The 20382-nt window shown below is 62.8% G+C and carries 22 protein-coding genes and 2 tRNA genes; 10 read left to right on the forward strand and 14 right to left on the reverse strand.

Annotation, left to right across the window (positions count from 1 at the left end; genetic code table 11):
* Window positions 1-220 precede the first annotated feature (220 nt).
* A complete protein-coding gene (locus tag E6X30_RS02490) occupies window positions 221-475 on the reverse strand; it encodes a transposase (protein ID WP_197736232.1) in 255 nt (84 codons plus the stop codon).
* 1983 nt (window positions 476-2458) lie between these two features.
* Window positions 2459-2710: a hypothetical protein gene (locus E6X30_RS02495; RefSeq protein ID WP_126846445.1), complete on the reverse strand. Its 252-nt coding sequence runs from the start codon at window positions 2708-2710 to the stop codon at window positions 2459-2461.
* Window positions 2711-3465: 755 nt separating this feature from the next.
* On the opposite strand from E6X30_RS02495, the gene E6X30_RS02500 reads away from it, so the two are divergent.
* The gene (locus tag E6X30_RS02500) at window positions 3466-3795 is read left to right on the forward strand and encodes a helix-turn-helix domain-containing protein (protein WP_016664937.1); all 330 of its coding nucleotides are present in this window, start codon (window positions 3466-3468) and stop codon (window positions 3793-3795) included.
* Here E6X30_RS02500 and E6X30_RS02505 read toward each other — a convergent pair.
* Window positions 3761-3834 (reverse strand) — tRNA-Lys (locus tag E6X30_RS02505). The two genes, E6X30_RS02500 and E6X30_RS02505, sit on opposite strands and share 35 nt — an antisense overlap.
* A 135-nt stretch (window positions 3835-3969) precedes the next feature.
* Here E6X30_RS02505 and E6X30_RS02510 point away from each other — a divergent pair.
* From E6X30_RS02510 to E6X30_RS02530, 5 genes are all read left to right on the forward strand, one after another.
* Window positions 3970-4866 (forward strand): NAD(P)-dependent oxidoreductase, encoded by an 897-nt coding sequence (locus E6X30_RS02510; protein WP_016664938.1) that lies wholly within the window; start codon window positions 3970-3972, stop codon window positions 4864-4866.
* A 93-nt stretch (window positions 4867-4959) separates the two neighbouring features.
* Window positions 4960-5859: an ABC transporter ATP-binding protein gene (locus E6X30_RS02515; RefSeq protein ID WP_316335681.1), complete on the forward strand. Its 900-nt coding sequence runs from the start codon at window positions 4960-4962 to the stop codon at window positions 5857-5859.
* On the forward strand, window positions 5859-6605 hold the full coding sequence (locus E6X30_RS02520; protein WP_316335682.1) for an ABC transporter permease: 747 nt from the start codon (window positions 5859-5861) through the stop codon (window positions 6603-6605). Before E6X30_RS02515 ends, E6X30_RS02520 begins: the two co-directional genes overlap by 1 nt.
* Before the next feature lie 396 nt (window positions 6606-7001).
* Window positions 7002-7700 (forward strand): sensor histidine kinase, encoded by a 699-nt coding sequence (locus E6X30_RS02525; protein ID WP_316335683.1) that lies wholly within the window; start codon window positions 7002-7004, stop codon window positions 7698-7700.
* A complete protein-coding gene (locus tag E6X30_RS02530; RefSeq protein ID WP_316335684.1) occupies window positions 7697-8302 on the forward strand; it encodes a response regulator transcription factor in 606 nt (201 codons plus the stop codon). The genes E6X30_RS02525 and E6X30_RS02530 overlap by 4 nt, the downstream gene beginning before the upstream one ends.
* Before the next feature lie 27 nt (window positions 8303-8329).
* Here E6X30_RS02530 and E6X30_RS02535 read toward each other — a convergent pair whose 3' ends face one another.
* From E6X30_RS02535 to E6X30_RS02550, 4 genes are read right to left on the reverse strand one after another with little or no spacing between them, the layout of a single operon-like run.
* Entirely contained in the window at window positions 8330-10048 is a 1719-nt protein-coding gene (locus E6X30_RS02535) for a sodium:proton antiporter (RefSeq protein ID WP_316335685.1), read from the reverse strand.
* Window positions 10049-10086: 38 nt separating this feature from the next.
* Window positions 10087-10839 (reverse strand): SDR family oxidoreductase, encoded by a 753-nt coding sequence (locus tag E6X30_RS02540; RefSeq protein WP_316335686.1) that lies wholly within the window; start codon window positions 10837-10839, stop codon window positions 10087-10089.
* 33 nt (window positions 10840-10872) lie between these two features.
* A complete protein-coding gene (locus tag E6X30_RS02545) occupies window positions 10873-11166 on the reverse strand; it encodes a co-chaperone GroES (protein ID WP_051120720.1) in 294 nt (97 codons plus the stop codon).
* A 26-nt stretch (window positions 11167-11192) separates the two neighbouring features.
* Window positions 11193-11507 (reverse strand): hypothetical protein, encoded by a 315-nt coding sequence (locus tag E6X30_RS02550; RefSeq protein ID WP_016664947.1) that lies wholly within the window; start codon window positions 11505-11507, stop codon window positions 11193-11195.
* 105 nt (window positions 11508-11612) lie between these two features.
* Here E6X30_RS02550 and E6X30_RS02555 point away from each other — a divergent pair.
* From E6X30_RS02555 to E6X30_RS02565, 3 genes are all read left to right on the forward strand, one after another.
* Window positions 11613-11694: transfer RNA gene (locus E6X30_RS02555), tRNA-Leu, on the forward strand.
* A 43-nt stretch (window positions 11695-11737) separates the two neighbouring features.
* Window positions 11738-12466: a histidine phosphatase family protein gene (locus tag E6X30_RS02560; protein WP_016664948.1), complete on the forward strand. Its 729-nt coding sequence runs from the start codon at window positions 11738-11740 to the stop codon at window positions 12464-12466.
* Complete coding sequence (locus E6X30_RS02565) at window positions 12463-12999, forward strand: DUF4916 domain-containing protein (RefSeq protein ID WP_016664949.1); 537 nt, start codon at window positions 12463-12465, stop codon at window positions 12997-12999. The genes E6X30_RS02560 and E6X30_RS02565 overlap by 4 nt, the downstream gene beginning before the upstream one ends.
* A 44-nt stretch (window positions 13000-13043) precedes the next feature.
* On the opposite strand, the gene rdgB is transcribed toward E6X30_RS02565, so the two are convergent.
* The 6 genes from rdgB to clpS all read right to left on the reverse strand — a co-directional run bounded on the left by rdgB (window position 13044) and on the right by clpS (window position 17052).
* Window positions 13044-13673, reverse strand: coding sequence for an RdgB/HAM1 family non-canonical purine NTP pyrophosphatase (gene rdgB / locus E6X30_RS02570; protein ID WP_016664950.1), 630 nt, complete (start codon window positions 13671-13673; stop codon window positions 13044-13046).
* Window positions 13670-14413, reverse strand: a complete 744-nt coding sequence (gene rph / locus E6X30_RS02575) for a ribonuclease PH (RefSeq protein WP_016664951.1) — start codon at window positions 14411-14413, stop codon at window positions 13670-13672. Before rph ends, rdgB begins: the two co-directional genes overlap by 4 nt.
* Window positions 14414-14444: 31 nt before the next feature.
* The gene (locus E6X30_RS02580) at window positions 14445-15227 is read right to left on the reverse strand and encodes an MBL fold metallo-hydrolase (protein WP_016664952.1); all 783 of its coding nucleotides are present in this window, start codon (window positions 15225-15227) and stop codon (window positions 14445-14447) included.
* Window positions 15224-16045 (reverse strand): glutamate racemase, encoded by an 822-nt coding sequence (gene murI / locus E6X30_RS02585; RefSeq protein WP_016664953.1) that lies wholly within the window; start codon window positions 16043-16045, stop codon window positions 15224-15226. The genes E6X30_RS02580 and murI overlap by 4 nt, the downstream gene beginning before the upstream one ends.
* Before the next feature lie 72 nt (window positions 16046-16117).
* Window positions 16118-16771 carry a DUF2017 family protein gene (locus tag E6X30_RS02590; RefSeq protein WP_016664954.1) on the reverse strand — a complete coding sequence of 218 codons (654 nt, stop codon included), beginning with the start codon at window positions 16769-16771 and terminating at the stop codon, window positions 16118-16120.
* Complete coding sequence (gene clpS / locus E6X30_RS02595; protein ID WP_016664955.1) at window positions 16771-17052, reverse strand: ATP-dependent Clp protease adapter ClpS; 282 nt, start codon at window positions 17050-17052, stop codon at window positions 16771-16773. The genes E6X30_RS02590 and clpS overlap by 1 nt, the downstream gene beginning before the upstream one ends.
* A gap of 87 nt (window positions 17053-17139) precedes the next feature.
* On the opposite strand from clpS, the gene E6X30_RS02600 reads away from it, so the two are divergent.
* A complete protein-coding gene (locus E6X30_RS02600) occupies window positions 17140-18495 on the forward strand; it encodes a nicotinate phosphoribosyltransferase (RefSeq protein ID WP_016664956.1) in 1356 nt (451 codons plus the stop codon).
* 18 nt (window positions 18496-18513) lie between these two features.
* Here the strand turns inward: E6X30_RS02600 and E6X30_RS02605 are convergent, their stop codons facing one another.
* Entirely contained in the window at window positions 18514-20379 is a 1866-nt protein-coding gene (locus E6X30_RS02605) for a DEAD/DEAH box helicase (RefSeq protein WP_016664957.1), read from the reverse strand.
* Between the last annotated feature and the right edge of the window lie 3 nt (window positions 20380-20382).

Genomic DNA, 20382 nt, shown 5'->3' on the forward strand with positions numbered 1-20382 from the left:
AGGGAAGAGTGAGAGGCGCGGTCTCCGCGTACGCCCCTCCGAAGGCCTCGGTTAGCTCGGGAAGAAGGATCTGGAGCAGGAGGCAGCCTAGGAGCAGTGCTATGAGTGCGCCTTCACTGGCGCGGCCAACCAATCGTGACATGTAACGATTATCGGTAATGACGTAACGATAGTCAGTATGCATCCGAAAGCGAACAACCTCAAGACTTGAATGAACTGGTCACCGTGGGCGGCGTTGCCGGGGATGGGCACGGGTGAGCCAGGAAGGAACACTTGGCCACCCGCACCCATGGTGTTCGTGTGAGCGGGGTCGGCGGTTGCCGTCATCGATATCGGCCTGGCGGATCCATTTATGGAGCGCCATCTCGTGGATTCCGAAGTCCTTCGCGATCTGCGCGAGCGTGACGCCGTCCTCACGGGACCGGGCCACCCGTACGACGTCATCGCGGAACTCTCGAGGGTAGGGAGCGGGCATAGGGCACATCGTTCCAGGCCGCCCTGCGGGCAAGCCAGATCAGATGTCACCTTTCCGCGCAGCAGTCCCTCCTGATTGCTTTTCAAATCGCGCTTAAACTCCTGCGCCGAGGAAGAGCCTGGTGCATACGTTGTTGGGAGGTGCTCGTGCGTCGGCTACATCTGCCTGTTGATGGGTGCGCTGCCGAATGTGATCGCATCGGCAGCGCACCCGCCGCGGGGGCGTTTTCAGCCGCCCGAGGCCCTAGGAGTCGACCCGGTTGGGCTCTGCCGCAGTGCGCGTGCTGCGGTTCGGTCCGCGTTCTGCCTCTCGTGGCGGCGACGGCTGTGAGTGTGCACTGCGTGCCTTGAACACGAAGCCCCCGGTCGCGACAAGGACTGCGAGTGCCCCAATGCTGGACCAAATAGCATGCGTCTGTTGAGTGAAGGCATCACTTACTGCGATGGAACTCGATACGCCCAAGCATATGCCGAATAGCGCACCGATTAACCGGTCTTTCATCATGGCGGTTCCTATCTCTCGGGCCGTCGTGTTAGGGAAGGCGCATGCACGGAACGCAGACATTGGGGGCGCCAAACTTTGAACAGCATGCTCGCAACGCGGGACCGCATGAAGCGAAGGCGCACGCTAGGCAGAGGGCGATACCGGCGCCGGTGGGAGATGAGGCGCATGGTGCCGCGCATGTAGCGCATCCTGCTGCTCGCTCCAGACACTGCATGACGTTCTTTGACTGGCAGGATCCACTCACCTGATAGTTCGTCTTCGCGCAACCGCCACAAGGATCTTTCTTTGATGCTCTCGCTGTGTGAGCATCGTACGTGGCAGCTAATTGGGCAGCTGGGATTGGCTTTTCCGCGCGACCATTGACACTTGCGGCTGAAAGGGAGAGAGCGTCGTTTTCCTGGTCATACCTATATATTTCGACGCCGACTCCGGTGGAGCCGTCTTCGGCGGTCTCTTTTGTATAAACGAGGAACCGAGAGTCGGGAAGCTGGAGGGCTGCGACGGACCGGTGGGAGCCGTCGCTGAAGCTTGTCCGGGCGAACTCCGATTGCATTGCTTCGGGCGCATCGGGACGCTGCCCGGCCTCGGTGGCCTCCTTACCACGTAATCCCTTCTGAGCGATGGCTGTGCTCCGCGGGAGACTCGTTGCCAGGTCGAGGTCAAGTGCGGCGAGGGCAGCTCTTGTGTTGCTATCTTCCGAAAGCTCTTGCATCAGCTCGTCGATGCTGGGCTGGTCGAGACCACTAGTCTTGGACTTTAGCGGCTTCGGCTCGAGGGCATGCGCCACCCCTGAGCCAACCCGTGTATGGATGGTTGCAATGGTAGCGACGGCCGCGAGCCCGGCTGCGCTTTGAAGCGCGGCGCGCCTACTGAAGAACCGTCGCTCCGCATGAGGAGTAGTAAATGCTAGATGTTCATTATTGCGGTGAACTCCGATAATTCGGGCCAACAGAAGGGACGTAGTCGGGCCAAAGCGGCGGGCCATGAGAGCAACAAGCCGCGGGCCTGAGTATACCTTTGGGGTAGTACGATTGAACGTGATCGCCACGGGGATGTGTGGCGGGTTTGGGCCGAAGTGGTTGATGCGGATCTGTTCGACCTCTGGGTCGGAAAGAGGTCGTGCGAGGAGTTTGCCGTTGGTTTCCTGCTCCAGTGAGTGAGAGATGGCGCTACATTCCCCGCACCCTGAATCAAAGGCGATGTAGGTTTCCGAATAGTCCAGTGAGTCCTGCGTCATTACTGTACTCCTGTGGCTTTTTCGGAAGGCACCGGTTGGTCACCCCTGAGTCAAACTAGCAGCCGACTCTAGTGTGGTCAAGATCTCAAGTGAGCTTCCTCTGAACTCCGGGCCAGTTCTAAGGACCAAGCATGGGGAGTTGGTCAAACGTGTTGCTCTCGGAGATCGGTTTGGATTTCGTGAACAAACGAGGTGTGTAGTCGGGCGGCGATAGCCCTTTGTGGAGGCGCATACCGCCGAGGCTATTTCCCGACTAACCTGGCCGCGATGACGTCGTCCGTGTCGCCCTGAACCGTGAGCACGGCACCCACCTGAAGGACATCGCCGAGGACTTCGGCACCAGCTTCTCCTGCCTGACGAACTGGGTCCGCCAGGCCGAGGCCGAGGCCGGCAACAAGTCCGGCACCACGAAAGCCGAAGCCGAAGAACTCCGCGCCGCATCCCCACGCCCCCAGATGCCCATGAGCACCACTGAAACGTGGCAACCGAGCCACCCGCGACACCACGAGCCCACGCATCCTGCATCAGCACATGGTCAAAACCGTCGCCGTCATCAGCACGCGACAGCTCCGAAAACCGTGTCACCGCCTCAACTCCAGGCCCCACCTGACGAGACCCAACCCCCATCACGTCCTCAACCGCAGCCCGATCAAGATTCGTCGCGACACTCGTAATCACGTAACCGAGAGGGTTATCCATCGCCAGCAACCGCGCCGCGAAAACCCCTAAATCACCGCCACCGCAGCCAGCCACAACCAAGACCGCTTCGCTCACGCAGTCCCCACTGCATTCGAGCGTCGAAGACTTAGCTGAAAGCACTTCACCGATGAGCTCCACGAACTCAGGACCTGCTTCGCCGTGCCAGCCGTCTTCGGCTAGCCCGCCCAAGATTCCCCGAAACCTCGCTTGGTCAGTCATCGCGCTACCGCCTACTGCGCCGAGCCCTCGTCGGACTCACGCGCTTGCTCGGCAGCTTCACCCCATCGGCGAAGCATTTGGCCGCGAACGTTAATTTTTTCGTCAGTCGCGGCTCGTAAGGACAATGCGACTTCGTCCCAGGTCGCAGGCCGAACGGAACGCCTTTGGTCCATTGCCCAGTCATAAAGTCCGGGGTAGCCCTTTTGTGTGAGCAGGATGTCTGCAATTCGAGCACTAGTAGTCATAAGGACAACGGACTACTATTTTTAGTAATCTCGCACCATCTTAAATACAAATTGGTAACGATGCAGTTAGCGCCCACCCTGAGGGTATGTTGACACTGAATCAGGTAGGAATCATAAAGCAAACGGTAGACGAACGAATTTCTGCGGCCACTCGCGCACTGGTAGCACTCCACGGCATGAGGAACGCCGACCTAGCAGATGTGCTTGGCATCGGGCAGAACTCTGTGTTTATGAAGTTGCGCGGCGACTCACCTTGGAAGGCGGCTGAGGTGGCACTGGTGGCGGAATACTTCGGTGTGCCGATCTCTATCATTTTCGATGGGATGACTGCCGTTAACAATGAAGAAGCCCCCGCTCTTCCGAGCGGGGGCTTCCGTGTCGTGCGCCATCAGGGACTCGAACCCCGGACCCACTGATTAAGAGTCAGTTGCTCTAACCAACTGAGCTAATGGCGCCTAACGAAGAAATACTTTACGCCGCACTGTGCCGCTTGCGCCAATCGAGCCTGGCTTTTTATGCCGAAGCACACATTCAGTGCCGCCACTTAGACTGTGACGGTGAGTCGTAGCCGAACCATAAGGAGCTGAGCGGTGAGGATCGCAGTCACGGGTGCCACGGGAGTCCTTGGGCAGCAGGCTGTCGAGGCCCTCGTCGCGGCCGGGCACGAAGTCACGGGTGTCACGCGTCGCGAGCGCGGCCTTCCCATTGTCGAGGGGCGCGGCGCTCACGGCGTCATCGCCGATGTCTTCTCCGCAAGCGACCTCGAGCGCGCCTTTCGCGGCCACGACGTCGTGATCAACACCCTCGCGAAGATCCCCACGGGAATGGGCGCACTTCGCCCCTTCGCCTGGCGCGAGGACGACCGTCTCCACCTCGAGGCTTCCGCAGCAATCGCGAAAGCAGCCGCACGCGCGGGCGTTCGCAAACTCATCCAAGAATCCTCGATGTTCATGTACCCCGATAACGGGAGCAAGTGGATCAGCGAGGATCACCCTCTCGCCGTGAAAAACCAGGCCTTCAAACCCCGCGTGCGCGAAATGCGCGCGGCGGTCGACTTCGCGGAAAATGGACGCAGCGCCGTCATCCTCCGCCTCGGGCAGCTGTACGGCCGCGACCCGGGCACCACCTACGCTCTTCGCAAGACTCGCGAGGGCGAAGCGGTTCTCCTCGGCAAGCCGAGCGACTACATCACTCTCGTGCACCACATCGACGCGGGCCGAGCCTTCCTCGCGGCCCTCGATGCCCGATCCGGCTTCTACAACGTGGGCGGCGAGCCCATTACCCGTGCACGATGGGCGAAGGACCTCGGTCGTGAGGCGCGCGCGGGCATGGATGCGAAGTTCTTTCCCGCAGCAACCCAGGCCGTACTCCCCGCAAAAATGGACGTGCAACGCCGCTCGCTGCGGGTCTCCTCGATTCGATTCATGCGCGAAACGGGCTGGCGACCCACGATCGGGCCGTCGAGTCTCGGCTGGTCGCGGATCTAAACCGCCGACGCACGACGATTCATGACACCTGTCACGTCAATGTCGTGACAGGTTCCGATAGCGAGAAATTCGTGCCTGAAAAAGACTTGAGGCATGAACGAAGTAGCAGTGGAGATCACGGGGATCCGTAAACAATTCCCCTCGGTGCTTGCCGTCAACGACATCGACCTCACGGTCGAGCGCGGCGAGATTCTTGCGTTTCTCGGGCCGAACGGCGCGGGAAAAACCACGACGCTCGACATGGTGCTCGGCCTCTCGCACCCCACGTCGGGAAATATCCGGGTGTGCGGCACCACGCCGCACGAAGCGATCAAGGCCGGCAAAGTCTCCGCGCTTTTGCAGACGGGCGGACTCATTGCCGACATCACGGTGGGAGAAACCGTCGATTACATCGCCTCGACCTTTCCGAAGCCCACGATGGGCCGGCGTGCTCTTGAGCTCGCGGGCATCACGGACCTCGCGGATCGCAAAGTCAAGGCGTGTTCAGGCGGCGAGCAGCAACGCCTCAAATTCGCGCTTGCTCTCCTGCCTGACCCCGAAGTGCTCATCCTCGATGAGCCAACGGCCGGGATGGACGTCACCGCTCGCCGCAGCTTTTGGGATCGCATGCAAGCCGAAGCAACCGTCGGACGCACCGTCATTTTTGCCACCCACTACCTCGAGGAGGCCGAGCAGTTTGCCCGGCGCGTCGTTTTCATCTCCGAGGGCTCGATCGTGGCCGACGGCCCCACGGATCAGATTCGCGATCTCACCGGCGCGCGCGAGGTGCGCGTGTGCGCGAACCATCCCGAAACTGTCATGGCCGCCCTTCGCGGGCGTTTTCCGAGCCAGCGCGTTGAGATCAATGGTTCGAGTGTGGCGACCGTCAGCAGCGAAAGCGACAGCGTGGCCCGGTTCCTCCTCGCCATGGATGGCGTGAGCGCACTCGAGATTTCACGCCCCTCCCTCGAAGACTCCTTTGTTCGCCTCACACAAGATCGGAAGGTCAGCTAATGTTTGCGATCGAACTCAAGCGCCAATTCAGGGATCTCGTCAATCTTTTCTTCATCGTCGGTCTGCCGGTCATCATTTACATCGCTATCGGTACCACGAATGAATTTGCCGATATCGAGATCGGCGATGGCAATATCGCAATGACAATCATGATTGCCCTCGCCGCGTACGGAGCCGCAAGCGCGACAACCGGCATTGCCACGCAGGCTGGCGTTGAAAAAATCCGTGGTTGGGGCAGGCAGCTCGGACTCACGCCGCTGAGCGACATGCGCTACGCCGCGGTCAAGGTGGGGGTTGGAAGCGTCATCGCTCTACTCCCCCTCGTGATCGTGTATGCGATCGGTGCCCTCACCAAAGCCGAGGCCCCGCTCGAGGATTGGATCGTCTCGTTCCTCATTCTCTTCGTGGGGTCAATGATGTTTGGCTTCTACGGCCTTATTTTTGCCTTCGCCATGCGAAGCGAGGGCGCTGCCAACGCCTCCACCGGACTACTCGTGCTGTTCGGCTTCCTCGGGAATCTCTTCATCCCCCTCAGCGGCACGCTTCTCCAGATCGGTCGATTCACGCCCCTTTACGGTTACGCGATGCTCGCGCGATACCCCGTCACCCATGGGAAGATGTATTCCACCGGCCCGGGCTTTTACGAGGACCCACTGTGGTACGGCCTCGTCAACGTAGCGGTGTGGCTCGTGATCTTCGTGGTCCTTGCCCTCGTGCTTGCCCGGAAGACTCGCGAAAGGCAGTAATGCTCGAGAACAGGGACCAGGGAGCCACCGTGGAGCGCAGGCGCGTCATCGCGTATGCCATGTCGCTCGTGTGGCTCCTTTTCCTCACCTTTCCGCTGGTGACGGCTTTTCAGGGAGGGCCCCCGACGCTTGCCGGCGCACTGTCGATCCTCCTGACGCTCGCGTTTGCCGCGCTCTATGCGATATCGATGATTCGGCACTTTCGCGATCCCGATAGGATCACCGAATCGCTCACGTGGCAAAGCGTCGCGTTCATCGCGCTGCTCATCGCGATGTGCGTCGCGCAAATGTTTCTGATCGGCACGGATGCCTTCTCACTCGCGGTATTCGTCGTGCCCGTGACGGTCTTCCTCCTCCCCCCCCCCGCGCCCCGGCTACATCGCAGGCGCGTGCGTCGTGATCGCGATTCTCGCCTACCCCGTATTCGCCCGAGAGTTCTGGCTATTGCCGTTCGGCATCATCGCTTCGGGCGTGTTCCTCGGCTGCGCGGGCTCGGTTTTCTTCACCAAGGCTGCCCTCGACGATTCGCGAGTCGCCTCGCAGGAGGCTGTTTTGGACGAGCGTGAGAGAGTTGCGCGCGATATCCATGACGTTCTCGGGCACACTCTCACCGCGATCGCGCTGAAATCCGAACTCGCTGAGCGGCTCGTGGATAAGGATTCGGCAGCGGCGAAACGCGAAATCGCCCTCATCACCCAACTCTCACGCGAGGGCATTGCCGATGTGCGCTCCACGGTGCTCGGTCTTCGCGTGCGGCAGCTCGAGGCTGAGCTCGAGCAGGCGCGAACCGTTGCGCGCGAAGCCGGGATCGAGCTCACGGTACGCGGCGACGCCACCGACGTCGACCCGCAGTACAGGACCCTCTTTGCGTGGGGCCTGCGCGAGGCCTTGACGAACATCGTGCGCCACTCGCACGCCAAAAAAGCGGTCATCACGATTCATCCCCGCAGCATCGATATCGAAGACGATGGCGTAGGGTTCTCGGGCACGAGCGGAAACGGCCTGCGCGGCCTACGCGAAAGGGTCGAAGACGCGGGCGGAACGCTCACGCTCACGGGCGGCGACGACGGAACGACAGTACAGGTGCGAATGTGATCAGGGTTCTTATCGCGGACGACCAAGCAATGGTACGAGGCGCACTCGCGGCGCTCCTGAGTCTCGAAGACGACATCGAGGTCGTCGCGCAAGCGGCACACGGCGAAGAGGCACTCGCGATTGCGCGCACAACCGACATCGACGTTGCGCTCCTGGACATCGAAATGCCCGGCCTCGACGGCATCGAGACGACTGCCGCGATCGCACGCGAGGGACTCGATGTGCGTTGCCTCATCGTGACGACCTTCGGCCGTCCCGGCTACCTTCGCCGCGCGCTCGATGCCGGCGCAAGCGGCTTCATGGTGAAGGAAACTCCCGCCGATCAGCTCGCCGAAGCCGTCAGAAAAGTTCACGCTGGCGGGCGCGTCGTCGATCCCGCGCTCGCGACCGAGTCGCTTTTCGACGGAGCAAACCCCCTCACCGAACGCGAGCAAGAAATCCTGCGCATCGCCCGCGACGGCGACAAGATCTCGACCATCGCGAAAAAGGTTCACCTGAGCGAGGGAACGGTGCGAAATTACCTGTCCTCAGCTATCCACAAAACCGGCGCCGCGACGAAGGCTGCCGCCGCAAAGCGCGCCAACGAACGAGGATGGCTCTAGAAGGAAGGCAAGCGTCGGGCACCCCACTCACACGCGCGAACGCGCGTTGACCTCGAACCTATCGAGCATGTCCTCTACCGCGTGAAACGCGTGATGAGAGTAGGCGCCCACCGACCGTTCCTCTTCGAGGGCAAGCCGAAGTGCTTCCAGATAGCGCGTGAAGAGCGCCCAGTAGACATCGCGCGTATCCCTCTCGAGCCGAAGAGCTTCCGTGTTCGTGCGGTTATTGAGCGCCGCCATTCGCCTTTCAAGCTTCGTGATGACGTGCGGCGGAACGGGCTCCCCGTCGATCGTTTGCTCGGCAAGGGGCCCGAGTTCTCGGTTCACGGTCTCGAGCATGCTCCGTACGAGCATCTTCTCCTCGTTCCTGCGCTCATCAACGCCGGGGGCCGCGAGGCCAGTGGAACGGATCACGAACGGGAGCGTGCCGCCGAAGAGTAAGAGCGAGGCTACGGCCACGAGAAAGGCCACGAGGATCACGGTGCCGCGATGCTCAACGAGCTGACCACCGGCAACGTACGGAAGCGTTTGAATCGCAGCGAGAGTCACGACGCCCCTCATACCGGCCCACGCGAGCACAACCCCGCCCTTCGGGGAGATCTGTTCAGTGAGCGCGTAATCAATATCGGCGCGCGTGCGGTTGAGCCAACGAGAACTCTCGAGCTCCCAGTTCTCTCCGAAGCGCGCACGAGCACGCTCCTCGCCCTTTTCAGGAAGCCCATCCTTGAGGTAACGGCCGAGGGTTCGCGCGCGGGCCTCGCGATGGTTCGACATCCACACCACGACCGCCACGCCAATGGCACGCAGAACAATAAGCACAACGAGGACCACGAGGGCCATGAGCCACACGCGCCCCATGCCGCCACTCGAGCTGGAATCGCTCACGAGCAGCGTGATTTGCATGCCCATGAGGAGGAACACCGCGTGTTCGAGCACGTAGCTCACGGTCGCCCACGTCGACCTCACCATGGTCCGTTCCTCGGCATTGAGCGAACGCGGCGCAAGGTGCGTCATGACAACCGAACTGACGACGACCGCAATCACGCCCGAGGCGTGCACTTGCTCCGCGGGGATGTACGACGCCCACGGGCTTGCGATCGTCGCGACCGTCACGAGGATGGGATCGCCAAGGCGGCCACGCGCCCAGTTGATGATCCTGCCAACCACGTGCCCGATCGCGAGGCCACCGACAACGGCCCACAGGAAGCCGAGGCTCGCCTCGACGAAAGAGAACCCCGCGGCGAGCGCCGCGACGGCCATGCGCATCGTCACGAGTGCCGCGGCGTCGTTAAAGAGACTCTCGCCCTCGAGCAGGGTCATGATGCGATCGGGCAAGCCGAGCCTTCGGCCTATGCTCGTCGCCGCAACCGCGTCGATAGGAGAGACCGCGGCGCCCAGAGCGATCGCGAGCGGGAGCGAGATCTCGCTGAAGAGCGCGTTCACGATGAGGCCCACGACGACCGCGGGCACAATCACCATGATGATGCTGAGCCACGCGATCGGCTTCAAATTGCGCCGAAGCTCAATCACGGGGACGTTGCGCCCCGAGGCGAAGAGGATCGGCGGGAGGATCCCCAAAAGAACGACCTCATTCGAGAGCTCGACGTCCGGAACCCACGGGATGAAGCTCGCGGCAATGCCGAGCACGAGCAAAAGCAATGGCGCCGCGATCCCCGTTCGCCGAGAAAAGAGCGCCGAAGCAACGAGGACGGTGAGTCCGATGAGGGCCAGAACAATGAGTTCCATAACTTCCTTCTACCCCAGGGCTCTCGCCCCTCACATCCTTAGTTCGACTGCACCTGCGCGAGGAAGTCCTGTGCGCCGCCCACGAGCTCAATGTGCCCCGTGGGCAGGTCGGCCGTCGCGAGCTTCGCGATCTCTTCTGCAAACTCGCGCACCGAGTACAACTTCCCGGCTGCCTCGCGACGTGCCTCGAGCGCACCCGGCTCCATGCGGTTGAGGAGGGTTGCCGTGACCGTTCCCTCGATCATGTCGCCCGAAACGACAACGAAGCTCACGCCTTTTTCGCTCATCTCGGGGATGCGCGACGTCAGCTCATCCTCGCCCGCGCGCTTCGACTTCGCGACCGCATCGTACGCGTCCATGGTGTCAACCTCGTTGATGAAGTGCGCCTGGTGGCTCGTCACGAAGATGACGCGACCGCCGGGATTCATGCGCGAGAGCGCAGCGGTGAGTGCGTTCGATTGTGCGTCGCGGTTGAGGCGAAGCGCGTAGTTGTCGCCGAGATCCTTCTCCATACCGCCCGAGGCGTTGAGAACGAGCAGATCGAGCGAACCAAACTCGTCGATCGCCGTTTGCATGAGGCGGTCGAGATCCTCTTCGTTCGTGAGGTCGGCGCCCACGGCTACGGCGCGACCGCCGGCCTCTTCGATTTCTTTCACGACCTTGTTCGCCCGCGGCGCCTTTTGACGATAGTTGACGACGACGTTGTAACCTTCCGCGGCGAGAATCTTCGCGGTGTCAGCACCCACGCCTCGCGACGAACCTGTGATGACGGCGGTTTTTGTGGTGGTCATGAATGATTCCTTCCAATCGGAGGAGCAAGAGGTTCAGAGATAGAGGCCGGTAACGTCGCCTTCGTGCGCATCTTCGTACACGGCGTGTACGTCGCGTTCGCGAAGGAGCACGTATACCTTCGCGTCGAGTTCGACCTCGGCACGGTCACCCGGATCAAAGAGCACGCGATCGCCTACGCGCACCTGGCGCACGTTGCTACCGGCGGCGACGACGTTCGCCCATGACAGGCGAGTCGACACGCTTACGGTTGCCGGGATCAGAATCCCGGACTTGCTGCGGCGCTCGCCCTCGGGATCCGGCTCGACCAGGAGGCGGTCGTGAAGCATCCGGAGCGGAAGCGCGGGTGTGTCACTCACTTCTGACGGTAGTCCCGGTCGAAGTAGTCGCCGTCCTTCGGCGTGCGCGTCACGAGGACAATCGCGCCAGCGGTGATCGCGAGGAGGCCGAGAGCACCACCGATGAGGCCCGCGACCGGTGCGGGCTTCACGGCGCCGCTATCGGCGACGAAAAAAGACTTCGCGGTATCCGAAGCTTCGTTCTTCCAGCGCTGGATGGCGTTGACGGGGTTGATGCGGTCGAGCAGCTCGTCGATGTCAGCGGCGAGATTGTCCTGGCGGCGCAGGGCCTCGCCCTTCATCTCCTCGAGGCTTTCCTTCTTCTTTCCCACGAGTTCCTCCCGGGATGTATGGTCGCGTGGTCGTACCGCTCGAGTCTACCGGTCGTCGGCTGGACTTTCACCGCGACCCCTTGGCCGGGTAGGCTAGGCGGGTATGCGCACGTGGCGGAATTGGTAGACGCGCTGGATTTAGGTTCCAGTGCCCTCGGGCGTGGGGGTTCAAGTCCCCCCGTGCGTACTCCCTCTCATCTCGACAACGCGCCAGCGTTGAGGAGGAAGCGATGACCCTGATTGGCCTCGTCCGTCACGGCCAGACGGACTGGAACCTCGCGCACATCTTCCAGGGGGCAAGCGATGTTCCCCTCAACGCGACCGGGGTTGAGCAGGCCCATCGCGCTCTCGATTCCACCCCGGAGTTCGCCTGGGACGGCGTCATGAGCTCACCTCTCATTCGTGCCCGCCTCACCGCCGAAGTGATCGCGACCGACCACAGCCTTCCGTTGATCGGCGTCCACGAGGGGTTCCGCGAAGTCGATTTTGGCTGGGCGGAAGGCAAACCCAGCGCCGAGGCCTACGCGGCCTATCCAGAGCGTGATTTTCCCGACCGGGAAAGCGTCGATGCCGTCCTCGAGCGCGTATGCGCAGCGGTGCGCGACGTATCGGCGCAGCACCCCGATGGACGGATTCTCGTGGTCGCGCACGGGACTCTCATTCGATACCTGGCCAGTGCCGTCGCACAGCGCGACTTCACCTCGCTCCCTAACACCTCGCTCACGCTCCTCGAGGTCTCCCCCACGCTCTGGCGAGTCCCTATGATCGCGGGCTATTCGCTACGCGAACCATTCGAATGGGCACACGAGGAGGGTGCGCTCCCCCGCTTCGATCCCGCCTGGGACGCGCCAAGCGGCATTGACCCGGCCACCCTCCCGCTCGCCGAACGCTCCGCACTCGAGGAGTACCGCCCGACAACCGAAAAAGCACCGAGCCACACCGCCGAGGAGTCACGATGACGCGCACCGCAGTGGGAACCGAATCCAACTGGTTTGACGACGACGAGATCCGTGAGCTCCGTCGTAAGCTCCCGATCCTCTACATCGATGTCGTCCCCGTTCGACTCGACCCCTACGGGGCGATCAAGGACATCGGTCTGCTTCTTCGCGCCGACGGTTCCGGGCGCATCATTCGCTCCCTCGTCTCTGGCCGCGTCCTCGTGCACGAGAGCCTTCGCGAGGCCATCATTCGCCACGTCGAGAAGGATCTCGGTACCGTGGCGCTTCCGAAGGTCCCCACGTCGATGGTGCCTTTTACCGTTGCGGAATACTTCCCCACCCCGGGCCAGTCGCCGTTCGTGGACCCGCGCCAGCACGCGGTTTCACTCGCGTACATCGTTCCCGTCGAGGGCGACTGCGCCCCGCAAGAAGATGCACTGGATCTCGGGTGGTTCGATGCGGCGACGATCCTTGAGTCAGCCGTCATGAACGAGCTTGAGCAGTCGCATGCGATTCTCGTGCGCCGCGCCCTTGCAGCCGGGGGCATCAACTAGCAGCACACGCCTAGCGTCTCAGGCACGCAAGCGCCCCGCGGGAATCAGATCAGGTTCGCGAGTCGCCCGGCCAACGCGCGAAACGCCTTGCCGCGGTGGCTGATCGCGTTTTTCTCCTCGGCAGTGAGTTCAGCCGACGTCTTCTCGTACCCCTCAGGGACGAAAAGCGGATCGTAGCCAAAACCTCCCTCACCGCGCGGCTCACGAAGGAGGGCCCCTCTCATCGTGCCGAGCTCGACCACCTCTCGAGCGCTGCCACCGTCGGAATGGGGAATGACCGCCGCGGCCGCACACACAAACTGCGCCCCGCGGTGGGCCGGCGCGATATCGGCGAGCTGAGCGAGAAGGAGGGCGTTGTTGGCGGCGTCATCGCCGTGGCGGCCCGACCAGCGGGCACTGAAGATCCCCGGGCTTCCGCCGAGAATATCAACGGCAAGACCCGAGTCATCGGCGATCGCGATGAGGCCGCTCTCTCGCGCCGCCGAACGTGCCTTGATCAGAGCGTTCTCCTCGAAGCTCACGCCATCCTCAACCGGGTCGGTGAGACCCAATTCGGCACTGGAGACGACAAGAGCCGGGTCGAAGCCGTCGATCGCCCCCGCGAGTACCTCGCGCAGTTCCTTGAGCTTCTTGGCGTTGTGGCTCGCGAGAACGATCTTCGCGTCGGTACTCACTGGCGTTCCTCAAAGGCCGCGAGCTGCATCTGGATCAACTGTTCACAGCCCTGGGAAGCAAGGCCAAGGAGTTGGTTCAGCTCGTCGTAGCTGAAGGGTGCTCCCTCGGCTGTTCCCTGTACCTCAACGAACTCGCCCGAACCGGTCATGACGACGTTCATGTCGGTTTCAGCCTTGACGTCCTCGCGGTACTCGAGGTCAAGCATCGGGATGCCGTCGATGATGCCGACGCTCACCGCCGACACGGAGTCGCGCAGGACATCGGCGAGCACCGGGATCGAGGCATGGCGTTTGCCCCACGTGATCGCGTCGACGAGGGCGACATACGCGCCCGTGATTGCTGCGGTGCGCGTTCCACCGTCGGCTTGCAGAACATCGCAATCGAGCTGGATCGTGTTCTCGCCAAGCGCCTTCATATCGACGACGCTTCGAAGCGAGCGGCCGATGAGTCGCGAGATTTCGTGGGTGCGCCCACCGATCTTGCCCTTGACGCTCTCGCGATCCGAGCGGCTCCCGGTCGCGCGCGGAAGCATGGCGTATTCCGCCGTAACCCAGCCCGTGCCGCTGCCCTTCTTCCAGCGCGGCACACCCTCCGTGAAGCTCGCCGCGCATAGCACGCGCGTGCGTCCAAATTCGATCAGGCAGCTGCCTTCGGCGTGGTCAAGCCAACCGCGCGTGATCCTCACGTCGCGGAGCTGATCGACGGTGCGTCCGTCGACTCGGGTGATCTGCTCGGTCATGGCTTTCTCCTCGTTGGTCGCGAGCTGGGAATTAAAGCGTGTAGGTGCGAAGTGACTCGGCGAGTTCGAGAGGACCGTCGAACTCGGCCCTCGCCTCTTCGAGCGGGACTTTGCGATCGGTCCACGGCGGGATGTGGGTCAGCACAAGCTTCTTCACCCCGGCTTCGCGCGCCAGAATTCCCGCACGCTTGCCCGTCAAGTGGATGCCCTGGAAGTGGTCGTCGCGCCCCTCAACGTACCCGGCCTCGCACAAGAGAAGGTCAACGCCACTTGCGAGAGCCGAGGCGCCCTCACACACGTCGGTATCGCCCGTGTAAGCGAGTACGGTGTCGCCCACGGCGATACGGAAGCCGAATGCGGGAACGGGGTGCTCCACGGGCACTGCCGTGATGATCGCACGCCCCGCTTCGATACTGTCCCCCTCCGATAGCGCAATGAACTCGTAGGGGGCGCGGATTGCGCCGGGCGGGATGGGGTCGGGATTGCCGGTCGCGGCGCTCAAACGTTCGTCGATGCCTTCGGGCGCGAAAACGCGGACCGTCGGACAGTTGACGAGCGGGTGATAGGCGAGGTAGACCTCGAGTCCCGCGAGGTCGAGGAAGTGATCCGCATGCAGGTGCGAGATGAGAATGATGTCGATGTGAGACGGGTCGATGACCTTGTGAAGGTTAGAGAGGGCACCATTGCCGCAATCGATGAGGATGCGAAACGGCTTACCGCGTTTACCGGGCACGGTCACGAGGTAGCACGAGGCCGGCTCGCCCGGACCCTCATAGCTGCCGGAGCAGCCCACCACTGTCAATTCGATGCTCATGCATTCTCCTCACGGGCGGGGATGGAGGTCGTGTGGGTAATCGCGGGGCCGAGGAAGCGCTGCGAGAGGCGCGCGAAGTTGCTCGTGCGGCCCACGCGCGGCGCCGTCTCAGCGAAGATGTGGCTCGGCGCGGTGGCCGCCGTGCGCATGAGGTTTTCACCCTGAAGTGTGCGGTACACGTCGATTGCGGTTTCTTCCGAGGACGACACGAGCGTGACGTCCGGCCCCATCACGTAGCTGATGACGCCGGCGAGCAGCGGATAGTGCGTGCAGCCAAGCACGAGCGTGTCCACGCCCGCTGCTTTGAGGGGCGCGAGGTACTCCTCCGCGGCAGCGAGGACCTCCTCGCCCGAATCGGTCCCGCTCTCGAGGAACTCGACGAAGCGGGGGCAGGCTGCGGCCTCCACATGGACGTCAAGCGCCGCTGAAAAGGCATCCTGGTAGGCCCCCGACTTCACGGTCGCGCGCGTACCGATCACGCCGATCCGCTTGTTGTGGGTCACGGACACGGCGCGGCGCACGGCCGGTTTGATGACTTCGAGAACGGGAACGCTGTAGCGCTCGCGCGCGTCGGCGAGAACCGCCGCGGTTGCCGTATTGCATGCGATCACGAGCATCTTGACGTCGTGCTCGACGAGTTCGTCCATGACCCCGAGAGCGTATTCCCGCACCTTCGCGAGCGGTTTGTCGCCATAGGGCGTGTGGGCCGTGTCGCCGATGTAGAAAAGCTCTTCATTCGGCAACTGATCGATGATCGCGCGTGCGACAGTGAGCCCGCCGATCCCGCTATCAAAAATCCCGATGGGTGAATCGTTCACGCTTTCAATCTATCGATCTGCGCGCTGACCGAGAGTGCTTCGGCCCACCCGTGCAAGGGATCTCACAGGCATCTAGGAGCGAGCGTTCAGGGCCCCGATCAACGTCGCCTGGAGCCACGAGGCGAACTCATACAGTGTCGCGAGGAACTCCAAACCGGCAACTCCCGGCTCGGCCTCAACCTGTTCGAGGTCGTTCGAACACAAAAGCTGGAGCGCTTCGAAGTCACCGTCGTTCTCGATCCCCATGCGGTCCGCGAGAACGAGGCGAATAACATTGAGCGCCTTGAGCCATGAGACCGCATCGGAGCGCTCGATCACGATCTCATCGTGCGGCCCTTCGCCCCCGATGTCGCCGGCAACTTCCAGGCTCGCGCGAAGCACGCTCAAGTTCGCGATATGGGCATCGGCGAGGTTGCCTTGCGTGAGGCGCCGGTACTCGCCCGCCTCTTCATCGTTCTCGCTCGCGGGCGGAAAAAGCCGTTGAGTTGCGCTGTCGCGCGGGGCCTCCGTCCGCGCGCGCGAAGTTTCAGCCTCGAGCCTCGCGAGCGGGTCCTCTGACATCACCTCGCTCGGGCGTTGCCCGGTCTCATCACTCTCGCCGATTTCAAGATCGGCGCGAATGAGGTCGGTAATTTCGCCCGCTACTTGCGCGAGTACGGCGCGCTCTTCCGCTTCGAGCCTGCACATCAGTCGACCGTCGGCCCGCGCGATGAACGAATGCGCCACTACGCCTCCTCGAGGATCGCGAGGAGGCCGAATTCGTGCATCGCACCCACGTGAGATTCAGCGGTCTCTCGCCCGTCGCACGACACGATCGCACGCCCCTGCGTATGGACCTGCATCATGAGCGCGTGGGCCTTGGAGCGGGCGTACCCGAAGTGAGTGCGAAACACGTAGGTCACGTACGTTTGCTCGTTCACGGCGTCGTTTAGCACAACGGTGTTCCACTTTCGGTCGGTTTCAGTTCCGACGCTTGCCAGGGACTCGCTCTGGCGGTCTTCGCGCACGGCGTTTCCTCCCTCGCCTCTCAACTTCGGGCTCCACTACGGGTATGAACACTAAGACTACCCGGCTTCCTCGTTTAGGCTTGCTCTGTGCCAACGACCTCACTAAAGACCGATTTGTACGAACTCACCATGATCCAAGCCGCGCGTGATGCCGGTGTCGCGGATCGCCAATGCGTGTTCGAGGTGTTCACCCGCTCGCTTCCCGAGGGGCGACGCTACGGCGTGTTCGCAGGGATTGGCCGTATTCTCGATGCGCTCGAATCGTTTCGCTTCGAGGCTGAGGATCTCGATTTTCTGCGGTCGACGGGGCAGTTCACCGAGGACGTGCTCGCCTATCTCGCGGACTACCGGTTTGAGGGCAGCATCGATGCGTATGCGGAAGGCGAGCTCTTTTTCCCGAGCTCCCCCGTCGTGCGCGTCGAAGGCACCTTCGAGCAGTGCGTGCTTCTCGAAACTCTCGTGCTCTCCATCCTCAATCACGACTCGGCGATTGCGTCCGTGGGCTCGCGCATGATCCAGGCTGCGGCGGGGCGCCCGTGCATCGAGATGGGTTCGCGGCGCGTGCATGAGGATGCCGCCGTCGCCGCCTCGCGGGCCGCGGCCATCGTGGGATTTTCGTCAACCTCGAACCTCGAGGCCGGTCGAACCTACGGGATTCCCGTCGTGGGCACCTCCGCCCATGCCTTCACTCTCGTGTTCGATACCGAAGCGGAAGCCTTCCAGGCTCAAGTAAACTCGCTAGGTGCGCACACGAGCCTGCTCGTGGACACATTCGATATCTCCGCGGCGATCGAGTCCGCGGTAGCCATCGCGGGCCCCGACCTCGGCGCGGTGCGCATCGACTCCGGCGCCCTCGGCGAAACGGCCCGCGAGGTGCGTGCCCAGCTCGATGCGCTCGGCGCGACGCGCACCTCAATCACCGCGACAAGCGACCTCGACGAATACCGCGTATTTGCACTTCGCGACAGCCCCGTCGACAGCTACGGGATCGGCACTCGCCTCGTGACCGGCGGCGATCACCCCGCGCAGGGCTTCGTTTTCAAACTCGTCGAACGCGAGAACTTATCCGGCGAGATGGAGGCCGTCGCGAAGAAGTCCGCGCAAAAGGCCACCGTCGGGGGAAGCAAACGCGCCTATCGTGTGTGCGGCGCCGAAGGTGAGGCATGCGCCGAGCTCGTCCTCGCCGATAACCAGGGCGATCAGCCATCGCAAGCCCCGGGCTCCCGGCCTCTTCTCACACGCCTCGTCGAGCGCGGCAACGTTCTCGACTCACGCAGCCAATGGGAGCGTATCAAAGCCGCACGCAGTGTGCACGAGCGTGCTCTCGACGAACTTGCACTCGCCGATCCGCATATCCGCACGGGGCAGGACGGCGATGTCGCGCTGCCGGTCGTCCACTCCCTCGAGGAGCTTGCCTACCTGCGAAACGCCGGGAAGCGATAGTTCCCGGCAAGCGTCGGGCTACTTCTTGCCCACGAACCAGCCGCGAAGAATGTCGATCCTCTTTTGAATCTGCTCCGCGCTCGCCTGCGGAACCGCAGGGCCACCCGAGCGGCGGCGCAGTTCGTTGTGCACCTGACCGTGCGGGGTTCCGGTGCGGCGCGCCCAGCCCGATACGAGCGAGCTGAGCTCCTTGCGAAGCGCCGTCACGTCGCGGTGCGTTGCTGCCGCGGGCGCGCTCGAGCGCGCTGACGAACGCCGTTGCTGGCTCTTTTGACGCTCGCGCAAGAGCGTCGTCACTTGCTCTGGCTCAAGCAGGCCTGGGATTCCCAAAAACGCCTGCTCTTCCTCGCTCCCCGCCATCGCGAGGGTCCCGTACTCGCCACCGTCGAAGAGGACGCGGTCAAAGTGGGCATCTGATTCGAGGGCCTCGTAGCTGCCCTCAAGCTCACTACTCGCCTTCTCCTCGCGATTGGCCTCGCGCAGCGCCTCCTCATCGAGGCCTGTCTCCGGGTCAAGCTGGTCTTTTTCGCGCATATCGAGGACGTGGTCGCGCTCGACCTCCATCTCGTTCGCGAGGCCGAGAAGAACGGGAACCGAGGGAAGAAACACGCTCGCCGTTTCACCACGCGTGCGAGAGCGCACGAAGCGGCCCACCGCCTGCGCAAAGAACATCGGGGTCGAAGTCGACGTTGCATACACGCCCACGGAAAGGCGCGGAACGTCGACTCCCTCGGACACCATACGCACCGCGACCATCCAGCGATCCTGCGAGGTGCTGAACTCTTCGATCTTGCGGCCCGCGGTCGCGTCATCCGAGAGGACGAGAGTGGGTTTCTCACCCGTGATGCGCTCGAGAATTTTCGCGTACGCGCGCGCAGTGGACTGATCCGTCGCAATCACGAGACCGCCCGCGTCGCTCACGCCGCGACGAACCTCGGTGAGGCGTTGATCGGCGGCCGCAAGAACAGTGGGGATCCACTCGCCCTTCGGATCGAGCGCCGTGCGCCACGCCTGCTGCATGATGTCTTTCGTTTCGAGGCCGCCAAGCTGCGCCGAAACCTCGTCCCCGCTCTTCGTCCGCCAGTGCATTCGCCCCGAATACGTCATGAACAACACGGGCCGCACCACGTGGTCCTGCAAAGCCTGACGGTAGCCGTACGTGTAGTCGGCCTTTGAGCGCATGAACCCCTCGGCGTCAGGTTCGTAGCGCACAAAGGGGATGTGGGCATCGTCCGAGCGGAACGGGGTACCCGTGAGTGCGAGGCGACGTTTCGCGGGGTCAAAGGCCTCGCGGACACCATCGCCCCACGTGAGCGCGTCGCCCGCATGGTGGATCTCATCAAGGATGACGAGGGTCGGAGCCGCCTCGGTTCTCGCTCGGTGCAACCTCGGGTTCGCCCCCACTTGCGCGTAAGTGAGGGCAACGCCTTGATAGTGATCGCCGTGCCGACCCTGGGAATTAGAGAAGTTCGGGTCGATCTGAATGCCCACGCGTAGCGCGGAATCCGCCCACTGGGTCTTCAGGTGCTCGGTCGGGGCAACCACGGTGACGCGGCGCACCACCCCTTCCTTGAGCAGGCCCGCGGCGATCTGCAAAGCAAAGGTTGTTTTGCCGGCGCCCGGGGTCGCCACGGTCATGAAGTCGCGCGGCTGGCGCTCTTGGTAAAGGTTCAGGGCTTCGGCCTGCCACGCACGGAGCTTCGGCGCCGTGCCCCACGCTGCGCGCTCGGGGAATGCGGGCGGCATCTGCTGCGCCGCAAACGACGAGGGCTTGCGGGGGGTCGACTGGGTGTGCACAGCCGGCGCGTGTTGCTCGCTGGTGCGCGTCGACTCCAGATAGCTCGAGAACAGGTCGGGCGAAGCGGAAGAATCGTGGGCATTCATAAG

The organism is Dermabacter sp. (assembly GCF_032550575.1).
Taxonomy (GTDB): domain Bacteria; phylum Actinomycetota; class Actinomycetes; order Actinomycetales; family Dermabacteraceae; genus Dermabacter; species Dermabacter hominis.